The organism is Desulfosalsimonas propionicica (genome assembly GCF_013761005.1).
In the GTDB taxonomy this organism is placed as follows: domain Bacteria; phylum Desulfobacterota; class Desulfobacteria; order Desulfobacterales; family Desulfosalsimonadaceae; genus Desulfosalsimonas; species Desulfosalsimonas propionicica.
In genome coordinates, this window is sequence record NZ_JACDUS010000001.1 from 467,641 (window position 1) to 484,512 (window position 16,872).

Consider the following 16,872-nt stretch of genomic DNA (forward strand, 5'->3'; position numbering starts at 1 on the left):
GAGAAACAAGGCTTTTGGGGTCATTTCCCCGGAGATGGTCCGGTATCGGATTTCCCGTTTGCTACCATATTTGACAAAAAGCTGACAATGGTTTTTCCGTATTTGCGCTGATCTGTGCATTGCAGGCCGAAAAGATTGTCGGGAAGGGGATCTGCAGGCGCATGCTCGATGATCACAAGCGCCTTCGGCGCCAGCACACCTCCGGCGGCCAGGTTTTTTATGGCCGGCTCCAGGGCCCCGGCGTTGTATGGGGGATCCAGAAACACCAGGTCGAAGAAAAGCCCGGTTGAAGACAAAAATCCCGGATCCTGCAAAATGTTTCGGCACAGTACCCGCGACTGCTGCTCTGCCCGGCAGGCGGCCACGTTTTTTTCGATTGTGGCCACAGCCCTGCGTTCGGATTCCACAAATACCGCATACCCGGCCCCCCGGCTCAGGGCTTCCAGGCCAAAGGCCCCGGTTCCGGCAAACAGGTCCGCCACCCGGGCGCCGGGGACACGCCCGGCGCAGATGTTGAACACGGCTTCCCGGACCTTTCCTGAAGTTGGCCGTGTGGTGCGGTCCGGGAGGGAAAACAGGTTTCTGCCCCTGTTTTTTCCGGCAATGATTTTCATTTTTCAGGTCCCTTCTGCCGGGTGATTTTCTGCTGAATCTTTTTTACCCGGGTTTTGTCTGCTCCCGTGGACTTTGCGGTTTTGTTGATGTCAAAATCATGGGATTTGAGTTTTTGCATTATAAATACCTCTTCAAAGGCCTGCTGTGCATCCCTGAGCCGGTCAAAGGAAAACAGTTCCGCAGCCGGGGTGGCCGGTGGCCTGACGGCTGTGTTGTAAGGCGCAGGAAGGTCTTTGACCCCAATGGAATCCCCGGCCATTATGTCCAGCCGCTCCACCAGGTTTTTGAGTTCCCGGACATTGCCCGGCCATTCGTACTGTTTGAGCATTTCCACGGCCTCGGGCGCCATCTGCTTGGCCGGGGTGCCGTTGTCTTCAGCTGTTTTGGAGAGAAATACATGGATCAGGGCCGGAATGTCTTCGATGCGTTCGCGCAGGGCCGGCACGGAGATGGGCACCACGTTGATCCGGTAATACAGATCTTCGCGGAATGTGCCCTCCCGTATGGCTTTTTTCAGATTTTTGTTTGTCGCGGCAATCACCCGAACATCAATGGGAATGGTTCGGCTGCCGCCCAGGCGCTGAAATTGTTTTTCTTCGAGAATCCGCAGTATGGTGGCCTGTGTCTTGAGGCCCATGTCACCGATTTCGTCGAAAAACAGGGTCCCGGTGTGGGCCAGTTCAAATTTGCCGTACTTTTTGGTCACCGCCCCGGCGAAAGCCCCCTTTTCATGTCCCAGCAGTTCGCTTTCCAGGCTTTCATCGTTTAACGCCGCGCAGTTAACATCCACCAGAGGCTTGTCACAACGGGCCGACAACTGGTGAATGGTTCGGGCCACAAGTTCTTTTCCGGTGCCGTTTTCACCGGTGATCAGGATCCAGGCATCGGTTGGCGCGGCAATCTGGATTTGCTTTTTGAGCTCCATGGTGGCCGGGCTGCTGCCGGTGATGGCGTATTTTTCAATGGTTTTTTTCCGCAGAAACCGGTTTTCTTCCTCCAGGCGCCGGAAATTCAATGCATTGTTGATGGCCACAATCACCCGGTCGATGTTCAGGGGCTTTTCAATAAAATCATAGGCGCCCATTTTCGTGGCGTTGACTGCGGTTTCAATGGTGCCGTGGCCGGTGATCATCACCACCTGGACATGGGAGTGCAGGTTTTTGATTTCCTTTAAGGTTTCAATGCCGTCTAATCCGGGCATCCAGATGTCGAGCAGTACCAGGTCCGGGGTCTGGGCCTCCACGCACTGGAGGGCCTCATAGCCGTTGGTTGCGGTCATGGTTTCAAAGCCTTCGTCCATGAGAATACCGCTTAAGGAACGGAGAATGGAAGGTTCGTCATCCACGATCAGAATGGTCGGAAACATTTGGTTTTTCCTTGGTTTGAAATTTTTTTCACCCGGCATTACACCGGCAGTTCAATGATAAAGCGCGCTCCGCCGGACGGGTTGTCTTCTGTGCTGATGGTGCCCTGATGGTCTGCCACAATTGTGGCCACAATGGCAAGTCCCAGGCCCATCCCGGATTTTTTGGTGGTAAAATCCGGCTCAAACAGATAGGGCTTGTCTGCGTCCGGGATTCCGCTTCCCGTGTCTGCCACGGCAATCCGGACTTTTTCCTCTTCCGGGGCAAATTCGGCGGTAATGGAAATTTTTCCCTGTTCCCGGATGGCGGCAATGGCGTTATCAATCAGGTTGATCAGGACCTGCTTGATCTGCTGGCGGTCCAGGTTGAGCCCGGGGATGTCTTGGCTGATTTTTACCGAAAACGCAATTTCCGGGTGTCCTTCCCTGTAAAGGGCCACGGATTCGTAAATAATGGGGCTCAGCTCGCAGGGGGAGGGATTGGCAGTCGGAAAGCGGGCGAACGAGGAAAATTCATTGACCAGGTTTCGGATCAGATCCGTGTGATCGATAATGGTCTGGGTGCACTCGTCAAACACGGGATCATCGATCTGTTTCTGGTATTTGCGTTTCAGCCGCTGGGCAGACAGGGAAATGGGTGTGAGGGGATTTTTCACCTCATGGGCGATTCTTCTGGCCACTTCCCGCCAGGCAGCCATGCGCTGGGCTTTTTCCAGCTCGGTCAGATCATCGAAAACCATCACAATGCCCAGCTGACGGCCGGCATCGTCTTTTAAGGCATTGAAATTGACCTTGAAGGTCCGTCGCTTTCCGTTGATGGTCAGGTTCAGGGCTTTGGAAACGCTGTCGTCAGACTGGCTGGAGAAGTGCGTCATGATTTCAGAGGCCAGCTTGGGATAGGGTTCGCTCAGCAGGTGTCTGTAGCTTTTTTTCAAAACCTCTGCAGCCTGTATCTGGAGCATCTCTTCGGCCGATGCATTGATGGTGGTAATCAGGCCGTGGGCGTCGAGGGATATGACCCCGGCGGATACGTTGTTTAAAACAATTTCCATGTATCTGCGCCGTTCCTCGATCTCCAGGTTCTGTTCGTAGAGCTTTCTGGCGGAAAACTCCAGCTCCCTCCGGTTGAACCGAAGCTCCCGGGTCATTTTGTTAAACGAGTCCACCAGGGTTTTCATTTCATCGTCGGCCTGGACGTTAATGTTATAAGTCAGGTCGCCTTCTGCCAGCTTCCGGGTCCCTTCGGCCAGTTCCATAATGGGAATGGTAATAGAGCGGGAAAGATACATGCCAAACCAGATGGCGCAAAAAACCACCAGCAGGGCCACCACCGATAAGGTGATAAAATACGACAGCCGGATGGGCTGCTTGAGCATTTCGATCTGCTTGTATTCTTCCAGGCCGCGGGATATGGATGCCAGGTGTTCGGCCATGTCCGGGGGCAGAAGTACACTGATGACCACAAAGCCTTTGATTTCATCGCCCTTGGCGCCGTAGGGCACTGTAGCGATATTTCGGATCAGCTCTCCGTGGGAAAGCAGTTCCGATGTGGACCATGTTGGTGAAGGCGTGGCCATGGATTTCTGCAGCTGATTGGCGTCGACTTCGGATAAGGCCGCGGCCGGAAGCCCGGGGCCGGTGGAAAAGCCAAGGCGCCTGAAGTTGGCGCCGTAGGCCTCCACGGCATCAATGTTAAATTCGCGCTGCACAATCTGGATGTAGTTGTCCAGGCTCGTGTTGTTATCCGGCTTGAGCAGGTTGCGGCTGTTGATCTGGTAGGCGGCTTTTTCCAGGAAAAACCGGTTGTTGTTCTCCACATGCTGATACATGCTCTGGCCCACGGCAAGGGAATTGTCCAAAGCCTGTTCAATGGGGACCTGGAACCAGAATCCGATGCTGCTGGAGATAAAATGCAGGGAAAAGGCAAACAGCACACCGGCCGGCAGCAGGCTCAGGGAGATAAAAGCGGCCACCAGTTTGGTACGCAGCCGCGTGCCGGGAATCCGGCTGCGTCTTTCATAAAACAGTTTCACCAGGTTTCGGAAGACCAGAAAGATCAGCAGCAGGATCAGGAGCATGTCGATGTTCATGAGAATAAACATCAGCATCATGCTCGAAAAGGGCACCTCCATGCCCCTTACCATGGGCTTGACAATGAGATACGACAGCAGACCCACCAGAACCAGAACAACTGCGATGATGATCATGTCGCGCTTTCGGCGTCTGCGGTCTGCTTCATGATCCGGGGGGGTGGGGGTGATGTATCGGTTGGGTCTCACGTTTTCAATAACCGAATTCAAGGCTGTGCCAGTTGGTTTCAAAATCCCACAGGGAAACGAAAAAAAAGATGTAATTCAGGTAAAAAGGCAGTTCCACCGTATCGAGCCTGGCCTTGGCCCGGATTCGATATTTTTTGCCTTCCTGGAGTTTGTCAAGTGCGGCGATGCGCAGACTTTTGATTTCCGACATCCATTGCCGGGCCTTTTCAAAGCTGTCCGTGGTCAGGGTTCGGTTCTCCTCCCAGGAACGGCGGATCACAAACTGTTTTTTGAGGCTTTCATATTTGATGGTGTGGGTAACTTTTTTTTCCGCCACCAGGGAGTTGGGAAGCACAAAGGCATTGATCTTCTCCAGGCGGACAATAAAGGAAAAGGATGTGGGAATGCCGTTTAGCACGGCCTGTTTCATCTGTTCGGTAAAAGCGCCTTCAACTGTAACAAACAAAAGCAGATCATCCCGGGTATTGCTGATTACCATGTCGGTCAGCCGGGCTTTTTGAGCCTCGGCAGGCGCCGGCACGATTGCCGGGATCAGGAAAACAGCCAGGAGGATGAGGAAAAAAAAACGTGTTTTTTTCACAAATATCTTTCCGGAACGCAAGGGATCCAACGGCATCCTTTCAAAGCCCTTTGCCGCTTACCCGGCAGCTGCTTCGAATTGTTCGAGGGTCGTGGTTTTCCAGCATTGCTTATGCCTGAAAAAGGTCTTTAAAAATTCGTGGTTAAAGTTGTGGCCGGATTTGTGTAACACAATGTGGCCGACAATGGGGATTCCCAGAAGGGAAAAATCGCCGATGCAGTCAAGAATCTTGTGCCGGACAAATTCGTCGGGCCAGCGCAGGCCTTCTTCATTGACCACGCCGTTTTTGTCAATGGCAACGGCATTGTCCAGCGACCCCCCCCTGGCCAGGCCGTAGAATTTTAGCATCTCCATTTCATGCATGAACCCGAAGGTCCTGGCCCCGGCGAGCTCGGTTTCAAACCGATTTTCGTCCAATTCGATTTCAAGGCGCTGCCGGCCGATGGCCGGATGGTCGAAGTCAATGGAGCAGGTGATTTTCTGCCTGCGGTCTGGATAGACGCACACCGATTTATCTCCGTCTTCCAGAAAGATCGGTTTTTGGATCCAGAAGTAAAACCGCGGGGCCTCTTGTTCTGCAATGCCCGTTTCCCGTATGCCCCGGGTAAATACCGCTGCACTGCCGTCCATGATGGGCAGCTCGTAATCATCGAGTTCCACGATGGCGTTGTCAATGGAAAGACCTGCAAATGTGGCCATCAGGTGCTCAATGGTTGAGACGATGCACCCGTTTTCCCCGATGACGGTGGCCAGGCTGGTGTCCACCACCCGGTTGAAATGACCGGCCACTGTGGGCCTGGCGGGCAAATCCGTACGCCGGAATTTAATGCCGAAGTTTGGCGGCGCCGGCTCAATGTTTAAGTGTACAGTTCTTCCGGAATGCACGCCCTGGCCGGTAAACGACACTGGTGCAGCCAGGGTCCGTTGATATTTATAAAGTCCCATAAGGGTTTGTTGTCCTGCTTGGTCAATTGGCATGACGGCCTTTTTGGGGTCCATTTCAGCCGGCCTGCGTCCATATTTAATCTTTTTATAACGGATTCTGTATCAAATTGCAATGCAGACCGCAACATGTCAGAGACGGGCCGCTTTTTTTAAAAACCCCTTTTCGTTTCCTGAAAGGTCCGGCAAACAAAAGGACTTTCAGCTATTTTCGGATTTTTCAATTGTTCGGGCCTCACGGCTTTGCTATGGTTTGCCCGGCACACAAACAGAGTTTGAGTAAACCAAAGATGATGGACTCGTAAAAGTCGATTTTCAGCGGGAGGGCATCCGTGTTGTCCAGGGTCATTACCGGTGCAGTCGTGGGAATCAACGGCCTGCTCATGGAGGTGGAGGTTGATATTGCCCGCGGGCTTCCGGCGTTTTCCACTGTGGGTCTTCCCGAGGCCGCGGTCCGGGAAAGCCGGGAGCGGGTCAAAGCCGCTATTGTCAATTGCGGCTACGGGTTTCCCGATGACCGGATCACAGTGAATCTGGCCCCGGCTCATATAAAGAAGGAGGGTACGGGATTTGACCTGCCCATCGCAGCCGGAATTCTCGAGGCTTCGGGAGTGATACCGGCCGGGGCCGCAGATTCCTGCGTGCTGGTGGGTGAGTTGGCTCTGGACGGGCGCATCAAGCCGGTCAACGGTTGCCTTCCTCTGGTGCTTGCCGCAAAAGAGGCCGGGTACAGGGGGCTTGTGGCGCCTTATGACAACCGCCGGGAAGCCGCCGTGGCCGACGGGATCGACGTTTATCCGGTCCGGTATTTGGCTGAGGTGGTTGATTTTCTCCGCCAGACCCGGGAAATTTCTCCCCAGCAGCCGCCTGCATCTGAATGCAACACCCGGGCGGCCTCTGAAGCCGATTTCTCCGAAGTGGCCGGCCAGGCCCATGTTAAAAGAGCACTGGAGATTGCTGCAGCCGGCGCCCATAATGTGATGATGATCGGCCCCCCGGGTTCGGGCAAAACCATGCTGGCCAAAAGATTTGCCGGTATTGTGCCGGCCATGGATTTTTCCGAGGCCATTGAGACCACCAAGATTTTCAGTGTGGCCGGACTGCTGGCAAAGGACCAGGCCCTGGTGACCCAACGGCCCTTTCGCGCCCCCCATCACACCATTTCCGATGCCGGACTGATCGGCGGCGGCGGGATTCCGCGCCCCGGCGAGGTGAGCCTGGCCCATAACGGGGTGCTGTTTTTGGACGAACTGCCGGAATTCAAAAAAAGCGTCCTCGAGGTGCTGCGCCAGCCGCTGGAAGACCGGCAAGTGACCATTTCACGGGCCTCCACATCCCTTACCTACCCTTCGGACTTTATTTTGGTGACGGCCTTGAATCCTTGCCCCTGCGGCTATTATTCGGACCCGGCCCACGAGTGCCGGTGTTCTGCGGCCCAGATTGCAAGATACCGAAATCGGCTGTCCGGACCTTTGCTTGACCGTATTGATATGCATGTGGAGGTGCCGGCGGTGGTCTACAGCGATCTTGTGGCAGAGGGGGCAGGAGAGCCTTCGGCTGAAATCCGCCGGCGGGTTGTAGCGGCAAGAAAGCTTCAGGCCCGGCGGTTTCGAAAAACCCGAATCCGTACCAATGCCGTCATGAACAGCCGCCATATCCGTCAGCACTGCGTTATTGACGCCGAATCCCAGCAAATCATCAAAAACGCGGCAGACCGCCTTGGTCTTTCTGCCCGGGCCTATCACAGGATACTCAAGATTGCCCGCACTATTGCCGATCTGGAGCCATCCGAGGGGATCAGGCCTCCGCATATCCTTGAGGCAATTGGTTACCGGAGCATGGACAGGCCGGTGTAGCCGGTTCAATAAAAATCATTTCGAGGAAAAAAACGACGTGATCCCTTATGATGTGTGGGCGGAAATCAATCTGGCCGCCATTGCGCAAAATATCCGGAATCTCAGGGCCGGACTGACAAACAACGCCCGTCTGATGGCCGTGGTGAAGGCAAACGCTTACGGCCACGGAGCCGTGCCCGTGGCCCGGCAGGCGGTGGCCGCCGGTGCCGGCTGCCTGGCCGTCGCCCGCCTGGCAGAAGCACTGGAGCTTCGGTATGCGGGCCTTTCCTGTCCGATCCTGATTTTCGGCCACACTCCCCCGGAAATGGCCGGCAAGCTCATGGCCTTTGATCTCATCCAGACGGTATACGCTTATGCCGACGCCAGGGATCTCGACCGGCGGGCGCAGGCCGATGGCAGGACCATCCGGGTGCATGTCAAGATTGATACGGGGATGGGGCGTCTGGGCGTGGCCGGATGGCCGGATTCCTCCCGGGACGCTTGCGGGGAAGCGGCAGAGGAAGTTGCGGCCATCTGCGGTCTGTCCGGTCTGAGGGCTGAAGGGGTTTACACCCATTTTGCCACTGCGGACAGCCCGGATCCGGCCGGAACGCGCAGGCAGCTGGAGACGTTTTTGCAGATTCTGTCGGCCCTGGAGCGACGGGGTATAACCTTTTCAGTGCGCCATGCGGCAAACAGCGCAGCTGCCATCAACCTTCCCGAAACTCATCTGGACATGGTGCGACCGGGCATTAGCATATATGGATGTTATCCGTCCCATGAGGCGCAACAATCCGGGGTTCATTTGGAGCCCGCCATGAGCCTGCGTGCCAGAATCGTTCATCTAAAGAGGGTGGATTCGGGTTTCAGGGTCAGCTACGGGTGGACGGAGCAAACCCGGGAGAAAACCCTCATTGCCACCGTGCCCATCGGGTATGCGGACGGTTATGACCGGCATTTTTCCTCCAGGGGACGAATGTCGCTTCGCGGTTTTCCGGTACCGGTAATCGGCCGGGTATGCATGGACCACACAATGATAGATGTCGGCGCTGTGCCGGATGCGGCCTGCGGTGAGCCCGTTCTGGTCTTCGGCCGGGACACCCGTGGAACGCTTGCCGCGGATCATCTGGCACAAGCGCTGGGGACCATTCATTACGAGGTTTTATCCCGGATTTCCGCCAGAATCCCCAGGATTTACAAATCTGGGTTGCCAAAAGGAAACGATATATAGTGCTTGCCGGGTACTATAATCCTATATGTTGAGGGTTTTCCGGTTGCCTAACACAGTGGATTTGCGCCGGAATTTGGGCGCTGAAATTCCTTGACAAGGCAGGGGGCGGGTGCTAAAAAAATACTTTCGGCACGGTAAGTGTGGAGTAGATTGATTTTCTTTGAAAATTAAGCAGTTAATAAGTATTTAAGCAAAAGATGCCCGGAAATCCGGTTATAAGGGCCCGAAAAAGATGCGATGGAACGGATCTATAAAGAGTGCGAAAATGATTTTGTTACGTGTGAGATAAGAAAGGAGGTGCACACGGCTCGCAACGGAACGTTTGCTTTTTTACATGAACTTAGTGGAAATGTGGTAACATTCACTAACAATTGACAATCAGGAGGTTGATAATGCCAAGTTTCGTCATTACCGAAAAATGCGACGGCTGCAAGGGCGGGGACAAGACAGCATGTATGTACATTTGTCCCAACGACTTGATGGTCCTCGAACCCAACACCATGAAAGCTTATAACCAGGAGCCCGATCAGTGCTGGGAATGTTTTTCCTGCGTAAAAATCTGCCCCACCCAGGCCATTGAAGTCCGCGGCTATGCCGATTTCGTTCCTCTGGGAAGCAGCATCTATCCCATGCTGGGAACCGAAGATGTCATGTGGACCTGTAAGTTCAGAAACGGCTTGGTCAAACGCTTCAAGTTCCCCATCCGGACCACTCCCGAAGGCGAAGCCAATGCCTACAACGACTTGAAAGGCAAGGATCTCGAAAGCGACCTGCTGTCCACCGAAGAAGCCGACGGCTACCAGGTCCCCAAACCCCAGGCGACCGTATAGCCGGTTCGCCCGGACGGACGAGATTAATTCAAACTGATTCGATCTTTAAGGAGGATATAAGATGGCATTACCGAATAAACCCAAGGGTGAACTCAAGGCCGTGAGAGATCCGGAAGTTGAGGAGAAAGAAGTCGACGTCCTGATTGTAGGCGGTGGCATGGCGGCTTGCGGCGCTGCATTTGAAGCAAAGAAGTGGGCTGACAGTGAATCCGTTCTGCTCGTGGACAAGGCTGCGCTGGAGCGCTCCGGTGCTGTAGCGCAGGGGCTTTCCGCAATCAATACCTATATCGGCGACAATACACCCGATGATTATGTCCGCATGGTCAGAAACGACCTGATGGGCATTGTCCGCGAAGACCTGATTTTTGACCTGGGCTGCCACGTGGATGATTCCGTTCATTTGTTTGAGGAATGGGGTCTGCCCGTATGGAAGAAATCCCCGGAAGGCAAGAACCTCGACGGCAAAAAGGGTCTGAAACAGGGCACCCTGAAGTCCGGCGCACAGCCTGTCCGCACGGGTAAATGGCAGATCATGATCAACGGCGAATCCTATAAGCGGATCGTTGCCGAAGCCGCCAAAAAGGCCCTGGGCGACGACAACATCCTGGAGCGGGTTTTCATCGTTGAGCTGCTTCTTGACAAAAACAAGGAAAATCAGATCGCCGGCGCGGTGGGTTTTTCCGTGCGTGAAAACAAAGTCTACATCATCAAGGCCAAAACCATGATGGTGGCCTGCGGCGGCGCAGTCAACATTTACCAGCCGCGGTCAGTGGGCGAAGGCAAGGGCCGTGCATGGTACCCGGTATGGAACTCCGGTTCCACCTATACCCTGTGCATGAAGGTCGGTGCAGAGCTGTCCATGATGGAAAACCGGTTCACCCCGGCGCGCTTCAAAGATGGTTACGGCCCCGTGGGCGCATGGTTCCTGCTGTTTAAGGCCAAAGCCCTCAACGGCCTGGGTGAGTCCTATGTTGCCAGCGACGCAGCCAAAAAAGAGCTTGAATTCTATGCGCCTTACGGCACTGCCGCCATCACCCCGACCTGTCTGCGTAACCACCTGATGCTCTTTGAGATGAAGGCCGGCCGTGGTCCGATCCTCATGGACACCGTGACCGCTCTGGCAGAACTCGGCAAATCCCTGGACAAGAAGGAACTCAAGCATCTTGAGTCCGAAGCCTGGGAAGACTTCCTGGACATGACATGTGGCCAGGCCAACCTGTGGTGCGCCACCAACACCGAACCGGAAAAGAAAAACTCCGAGCTTATGCCCACCGAGCCGTACCTGCTGGGTTCGCACTCGGGTTGCTGCGGTCTGTGGACCTCCGGCCCGGATTATGACTGGGTCCCGGATTCTTTCAAGATCAAGGCGGACAACGGCAAGGTTTACAACCGCATGACCACTGTCAACGGTCTGTTCACCTCCGGCGACGGCGTGGGCTGCTCCGGCCACAAGTTCTCCTCCGGCTCCCATGCTGAAGGACGTATGGCCGCCAAGCAGATGGTTCGTTATGCCAAGGATCACGCTGACTACAGCCCCGAGCTGGCCCTGAGCAAGGACGAGATCGTGGACATGGTCTACAAGCCGGTCCGGACTTATCTGGACAATTGCGAATACACCACGGCTGAAGACATCAACCCGAACTACCTCAAGCCCGAGGGCATGATGTACCGGCTGATGAAGGCCACCCATGAATACGGCGCAGGTACCGCTACCTTCTATGAAACCACCAGCAAAAACCTTGAGATCGTCATGGATCTGCTGGAGGTCATGCGTGAAGACTGCGAAAAACTGGCCGCCGGGGACCTGCATGAGCTGATGCGCGCCTGGGAAATTTATCACCGCATCTGGACGGTGGAATCCCACCTGCGGCACATCCAGTTCCGTAAAGAAACCCGGTACCCGGGCTTCTACTATCAGTCGGACTACCCGAACCAGGATGACGAGAACTGGTTCTGCTTCACCAACTCCAAGTATGATCCCAAGGCCCAGAAATGGGATACTTTCAAGCGGGATTATGTCCAGATCATTCCCGATTAAACCGGAGATGATCGGCGATTAGCAGCATATACCTCCAGGTGTCGGATCGACACCTGGAGGTTTTTATTAAACACAGCCCTGGATGACATTTCAAGCCCATTGAATTCGTTTCCGATTTGGAAACCGCAGGCTGGAGTCCGGAGAACCGGTGCGGACAGTAGGGGCCCGCGACAATCCGGCATCGAGCCAGCTGTTTCGAAAATACATCAGATCGATATGAACGCAAATGGACGGGCAAGCCGGTCCAATATAAGGATATGAACATGATGGAATGAAGAGGCCAGATATAGACGGTTAAACGAATCGAACCTATAAGCACGGAGGGACAGCATGAGTGAAGCGCAAGGAGCCCCGTTTAGCGGAAGCATCTTGGTGGTCGGCGGCGGCATCAGCGGACTGACCACGGCTCTGGAAGCCGCGGAAGTGGGCTATGAAGTCTTTATTGTCGAGAAAAATCCTTATCTGGGCGGACGGGTTGCTCAATTAAAGCAGTATTTCCCCAAATTATGCCCCCCCACCTGCGGCCTGGAAATTAATTTTCGCCGGATCAAGGACAATCCCAGAATCAAATTTTTCACCCTGGCAGATGTCGAAAAAGTTGACGGCTCGCCGGGCAATTACAATGTGAGCATCAAGCTCAATCCCCGCTATGTCAATGAGAATTGCACCTGTTGCGGCGCCTGCGCCGATGCCTGCCAGACGGAAATCCCAAATGAATTCAATTTTGGCATGGACAAGACCAAAGGCGCATTTCTTCCCCATGAAATGGCTTTTCCCAACAGGTATGTCATTTCTTCCAGGATTATGGGCACTGAAGATGCGCAGCGGTGCAAGGAAGCCTGCCCCTATGATGCGGTGGATCTGGAAATGCAGGCCAAAACCATGGATCTCAATGTGGGCGCCATTGTCTGGGCAACCGGCTGGGAGCCCTATGATGCATCCAAAATTGATAACCTGGGTTTTGGTCAGTACCCCAACATCGTCACCAATATGATGCTGGAGCGGTTGGCTGCGCCAAACGGCCCCACCAAGGGACAGATTCTGCGGCCTTCAGACAACCAGGCCCCCAAAAGCGTTGCCTTTGTTCAGTGCGCCGGCTCCAGGGATGAAAACCATTTGCCGTACTGTTCCTATATCTGCTGTATGGCTTCACTGAAGCACGCCACTTATATCCGGGAGCAGTATCCGGATGCCAAAGTCTATATCTTCTATATTGATATGCGGGCGCCCGGCTACCGGTATGAAAGGTTCTACGAGAAAGTCAAGGCCGATGAAAACGTCGTGTTCATCAAGGGCAAGGTTGCGGCCGTGGAAGACGGCGGCAACGGACAGGTGACCCTTGTGGCCGAGGATGCGGTCAGCGGGGAAAAGCTTCATCAGACCGTGGATATGGCGGTTCTGGCCACTGGCATGCAGCCCACGGCCGTCAATGCCAAGTTGCCGGCCGCTGATCTGAACTACACGGAAGACGGCTTCATCATCAATGACCTGGATAAGGGCGGCATGTTTGCCACCGGGTGTGCCAACCGGCCAGCCGATGTCATGATGTCCAATCAGAATGCGACCGGTATTGCCTTAAAGGCAATTCAAACCATGATGAAGCGGTAGGAGGTTAGATCATGAGTAAAAAATACGGCGTTTATATTTGTAAAGGATGCGGCATCGGCGATGCCCTGGATATAGAGGCGATCTGCGACGTGGTCGAGGAAGAGGCCCTGCCCTGCAAGACCCATGATTTTTTGTGCAGCCAGCAAGGCGTGGATTTTATCAAAAAGGACATTGAAGAAGAGGGCACCAATACGATCGTTATTGCCGCCTGCTCCCGCCGGGTTAATTACAATACCTTTAAATTCGACGGCTGTATTGTCGAGCGGGTCAATCTTCGCGAGGGCGTGGTCTGGTCCCATCCCAGGGATGCGTTTCCCCAGCTCACCGAAGAGGAAAAACAGGACGAAAACAATTTTGATCGCGTGCAGATGATGGCAGAAGACTATGTCCGCATGGGCATGGCCCGGGTGGAAAAGGTCAAGCTGCCCGAACCGTATCTTCTGGAAACCATGAGCCGCAAAATCATGGTTATGGGCGGCGGAATTACGGGCATGAGTGCCGCCCTGGATGCCGCTGATGCGGGATATGAAGTGACCATCGTGGAAAAGGAAGACCAGCTCGGCGGAAACGCCAAAAAGTGGAGAAAACAGCTGCCCATTCAGCCGCCCTACGAAAACCTGATTCCCCCCATGGTGGCCGACAAGGTCAAAGCGGTTGAAAATCATCCCAAAATCGACATCCGCACCGGCATGGTGGTGGCCAGGATTGCGGGACAGCCCGGAGATTTCACGGTTACCCTGAAAAAACCCGGTGAAAAGATCGAGTTTGACGTGCCCTACCCTCTACCCCCGGAAATGCGGGTGGATGAAAACGGCAAGGAACTGGAGCATGAGGCGCTGCTGGAAAAATACAAGGAGTACAACGAAGGCCGCCGCGATATTCTTACCCTGGATCCCAATGGCGAAAAGTTCGGGGCTGTGATCCTGGCAGCCGGATGGCGGCCCTACCAGCCCAAAGATGATGAATTTCCGCATTTGGGATGGGGCGCAAGCCCGGACGTGGTCACCAACCATCAGTTCGAGGAAATGGCGGCAGCCGGCAAGATCACCCGGCCGTCGGACGGCAGGGAAGCCAAAAATGTGGTGTTTGTCCAGAGCCCCGGAAACGGAGAGGATGCAGATTTTCCCTACACCGGGGTGGTCACCAGCATGGTGGCATTAAAGCAGGCCCAGTACGTGCGTGAGGATTATCCTGACGCAAGGGCCTATATTTTCTATCAGCACATGCGTACCTCGGGGTTGAACGAAAATTTTTACAAGGCCGCCCAGCAGGATTCGGGCATTTTTATGAGCAAGGGCGAGATCACATCCGTTGAGAAAAACGGCAGCGGACTGGTCGTATCGGCAAAAGACACGCTCCTTGGGGAAAACATCGGGGTCAACGCAGACCTGGTGGTTCTGGCCACAGGAATGCTGCCGGTGACATTCGACGATCCCACCGTGAACCTGGCCTACCGCCAGGGCCCGGGTTTTCGGGACAATGACCTGTTTGACAAGTACGCGGATTCCAACTTTATCTGTTTTCCCTACGAGACCCAGCGAACCGGTATTTATGCGGCCGGTGCGGTGCGCCGGGCCCTGTCGGTGGAAGAAAGCATGGAAGATGCCAGCGGTGCGGCCCTGAAGGCCATCCAGTGTCTGGAGTGTGTCAACCGGGGTATTGCAGTCCATCCGAGAACCGGGGATATGACATTTCCCGATTTTTTCTTCCAGCGCTGCACCCAGTGCAAGCGGTGTACAGATGAATGTCCGTTTGGCGCCATTGATGACGATGAAAAGGGAACCCCCAAACCCAATCCCACCCGGTGCCGGCGCTGTGGAACCTGCATGGGCGCATGTCCGGAACGGATCATCAGCTTTGCCGACTACAGTGTTGACAGCATCGGCTCGCAGGTCAAATCCATTGAGGTTCCGTCAGAAGACGATTATGACGAACCGCCCCTGCGGATTCTGGGCCTGGTCTGCGAAAATGACGCTTATCCGGCCATGGATATCACGGGCCTGCACAAAAAGTCCTTTTCCGCGGATGTTCGGATTATCCCGGTACGCTGTCTGGGTTCGGTCAACGTGATCTGGATCAAGGATGCCCTTTCCCAGGGCATGGACGGGGTTTTTCTGCTTGGATGCAAGCACGGCGATGATTATCAGTGTCATTTTGTCAAGGGCAGCGAACTTGCCAGCATCCGGATGCAGAAAATCGGCGATGCCCTATCCAGTCTCGCCCTGGAAGAAGAACGCGTGGCCCAGTACGAAGTGGCCATTGATGACTACGACAGGATTCCGGAAATCATCAATGGATTTGTCGAACAGGTCGAAGAGCTGGGGCCGAACCCGTTTAAGGGATTCTAAAAGGATTGATGCGAATACAGCCCAATTGAGGAGGTTTGATTATGGCGGATAAATACCTGGTTCAACCAGACATTAATTTTATCAATGAGATACGGGCAAACGGGGGGGAGTCGCTGAAAAAGTGCTTTCAATGCGCTACCTGCTCTGTTGCCTGCCCAATAGCCCCGGACCGCAAGCCCTTTCCAAGAAAGGAAATGATTGCCGCGTCCTGGGGGTTGAAGGACAAATTGCTGAGCAACCCGGACATCTGGCTGTGCCATAACTGCGGGGACTGCTCCACCTTGTGCCCGCGCGGGGCCAAGCCGGGCGATGTCATGGCGTCTTTGCGCATGATGGCCATCAATGAATATGCAACACCCAAAAGCGTTGCCAACGCCGTCAATGACCGCAAGAAACTGCCGCTGCTCATTGCCCTGCCGGCGATTGTTTTTATCGTGCTCGGCCTGATCACCGGCTTGCTGGATTTTTCCCCGGGACTAAACAAGCATGGCGAAATCGCCCATGCCAATTTCTTTTCCACCTGGCTGGTGGATTTGGTTTTCATCCCGTTGAGCATCTGGGCCGTGGCGGTGTTTGCCCTGGGCCTGAAGCGCTTCATTGCCGACATTCATAAAAATGCCCTGGCCGAGGGAAAGACGGACAAGGAAACCATTGACACCAAAGGATTTTTGTCTGCCCTGGTGCGGGTGATTCCTTCGATTCTCAAGCACAGCAAATTTTCCGAGTGCGGGGAGAACAACAACCGGGCCACCCCACACATGATGGTGCTGTTTTCCTTTATCGGTCTGCTGATTGTTACAGGCGTCTTTTTTGTCACCCTTTACGTATTTGGCATCCATGGTCCCTATTCCCAGCTCAATCCCATCAAAATCCTGGCCAACGTCAGCGGCATTGCCCTGATTATCGGCGCGGCTCTTTTGATCAAGCAGCGGATGGACAAAACCGATGAGATTTCCACTTACAAGGACTGGTACCTGCTGTGGCTGGTACTGGGCCTGGGTGTGACCGGCATGCTGGCAGAGCTGACCCGGATGGCGGACGCGGCCTTTTTGACTTACCTCATTTATTTCATCCATCTGATGCTGGTATTTCATCTGATCGCGTTTCTGCCCTTCTCCAAGCTGGCCCATCTGGTCTACCGCACCGTGGCCCTGGCGTATAACGAATACTCCGGCAGGGAGGCCAAAAAGGTCTGACAGCTTT

12 protein-coding genes are annotated in these 16,872 nt (G+C 54.5%); 7 read left to right on the forward strand and 5 right to left on the reverse strand.

Annotation, left to right across the window (positions count from 1 at the left end; translation table 11 throughout):
- Positions 1-20 precede the first annotated feature (20 nt).
- From rsmD to lpxC, 5 genes are read right to left on the reverse strand one after another with little or no spacing between them, the layout of a single operon-like run.
- Positions 21-614, reverse strand: a complete 594-nt coding sequence (rsmD, locus tag HNR65_RS02060) for a 16S rRNA (guanine(966)-N(2))-methyltransferase RsmD (protein WP_181549773.1) — start codon at positions 612-614, stop codon at positions 21-23.
- Positions 611-1,981 carry a sigma-54-dependent transcriptional regulator gene (locus tag HNR65_RS02065; protein WP_181549774.1) on the reverse strand — a complete coding sequence of 457 codons (1,371 nt, stop codon included), beginning with the start codon at positions 1,979-1,981 and terminating at the stop codon, positions 611-613. The genes rsmD and HNR65_RS02065 overlap by 4 nt, the downstream gene beginning before the upstream one ends.
- Before the next feature lie 38 nt (positions 1,982-2,019).
- Positions 2,020-4,257, reverse strand: a complete 2,238-nt coding sequence (locus tag HNR65_RS18190) for a sensor histidine kinase (RefSeq protein WP_332309005.1) — start codon at positions 4,255-4,257, stop codon at positions 2,020-2,022.
- A 4-nt stretch (positions 4,258-4,261) separates the two neighbouring features.
- A complete protein-coding gene (locus HNR65_RS02075) occupies positions 4,262-4,837 on the reverse strand; it encodes a DUF4390 domain-containing protein (RefSeq protein ID WP_181549775.1) in 576 nt (191 codons plus the stop codon).
- A 57-nt stretch (positions 4,838-4,894) separates the two neighbouring features.
- Complete coding sequence (gene lpxC / locus HNR65_RS02080) at positions 4,895-5,782, reverse strand: UDP-3-O-acyl-N-acetylglucosamine deacetylase (RefSeq protein ID WP_181549776.1); 888 nt, start codon at positions 5,780-5,782, stop codon at positions 4,895-4,897.
- 329 nt (positions 5,783-6,111) lie between these two features.
- Between lpxC and HNR65_RS02085 the strand changes: the two genes are divergently transcribed.
- From HNR65_RS02085 to qmoC, 7 genes are all read left to right on the forward strand, one after another.
- Positions 6,112-7,635 carry a YifB family Mg chelatase-like AAA ATPase gene (locus HNR65_RS02085; protein ID WP_181549777.1) on the forward strand — a complete coding sequence of 508 codons (1,524 nt, stop codon included), beginning with the start codon at positions 6,112-6,114 and terminating at the stop codon, positions 7,633-7,635.
- Between the two features lie 37 nt (positions 7,636-7,672).
- Positions 7,673-8,845 (forward strand): alanine racemase, encoded by a 1,173-nt coding sequence (gene alr, locus HNR65_RS02090; RefSeq protein WP_332309006.1) that lies wholly within the window; start codon positions 7,673-7,675, stop codon positions 8,843-8,845.
- A gap of 392 nt (positions 8,846-9,237) precedes the next feature.
- Complete coding sequence (aprB, locus tag HNR65_RS02095) at positions 9,238-9,675, forward strand: adenylyl-sulfate reductase subunit beta (protein ID WP_181549778.1); 438 nt, start codon at positions 9,238-9,240, stop codon at positions 9,673-9,675.
- A 61-nt stretch (positions 9,676-9,736) separates the two neighbouring features.
- Positions 9,737-11,713: an adenylyl-sulfate reductase subunit alpha gene (gene aprA, locus HNR65_RS02100; protein ID WP_181549779.1), complete on the forward strand. Its 1,977-nt coding sequence runs from the start codon at positions 9,737-9,739 to the stop codon at positions 11,711-11,713.
- 330 nt (positions 11,714-12,043) lie between these two features.
- On the forward strand, positions 12,044-13,321 hold the full coding sequence (locus HNR65_RS02105) for a CoB--CoM heterodisulfide reductase iron-sulfur subunit A family protein (RefSeq protein ID WP_181549780.1): 1,278 nt from the start codon (positions 12,044-12,046) through the stop codon (positions 13,319-13,321).
- Positions 13,322-13,332: 11 nt separating this feature from the next.
- Positions 13,333-15,669 (forward strand): FAD-dependent oxidoreductase, encoded by a 2,337-nt coding sequence (locus tag HNR65_RS02110; RefSeq protein WP_181549781.1) that lies wholly within the window; start codon positions 13,333-13,335, stop codon positions 15,667-15,669.
- A 41-nt stretch (positions 15,670-15,710) separates the two neighbouring features.
- Positions 15,711-16,865, forward strand: a complete 1,155-nt coding sequence (gene qmoC / locus HNR65_RS02115) for a quinone-interacting membrane-bound oxidoreductase complex subunit QmoC (protein ID WP_181549782.1) — start codon at positions 15,711-15,713, stop codon at positions 16,863-16,865.
- Positions 16,866-16,872 lie beyond the last annotated feature (7 nt).

Coding starts and splice junctions, on each gene's coding strand:
- rsmD (WP_181549773.1), bottom strand. CDS start 614: ATGAAAATCATTGCCGGAAAAAACAGGGGCAGAAACCTGTTTTCCCTC.
- HNR65_RS02065 (WP_181549774.1), bottom strand. CDS start 1,981: ATGTTTCCGACCATTCTGATCGTGGATGACGAACCTTCCATTCTCCGT.
- lpxC (WP_181549776.1), bottom strand. CDS start 5,782: ATGGGACTTTATAAATATCAACGGACCCTGGCTGCACCAGTGTCGTTT.
- aprB (WP_181549778.1), top strand. CDS start 9,238: ATGCCAAGTTTCGTCATTACCGAAAAATGCGACGGCTGCAAGGGCGGG.
- aprA (WP_181549779.1), top strand. CDS start 9,737: ATGGCATTACCGAATAAACCCAAGGGTGAACTCAAGGCCGTGAGAGAT.
- HNR65_RS02105 (WP_181549780.1), top strand. CDS start 12,044: ATGAGTGAAGCGCAAGGAGCCCCGTTTAGCGGAAGCATCTTGGTGGTC.
- HNR65_RS02110 (WP_181549781.1), top strand. CDS start 13,333: ATGAGTAAAAAATACGGCGTTTATATTTGTAAAGGATGCGGCATCGGC.
- qmoC (WP_181549782.1), top strand. CDS start 15,711: ATGGCGGATAAATACCTGGTTCAACCAGACATTAATTTTATCAATGAG.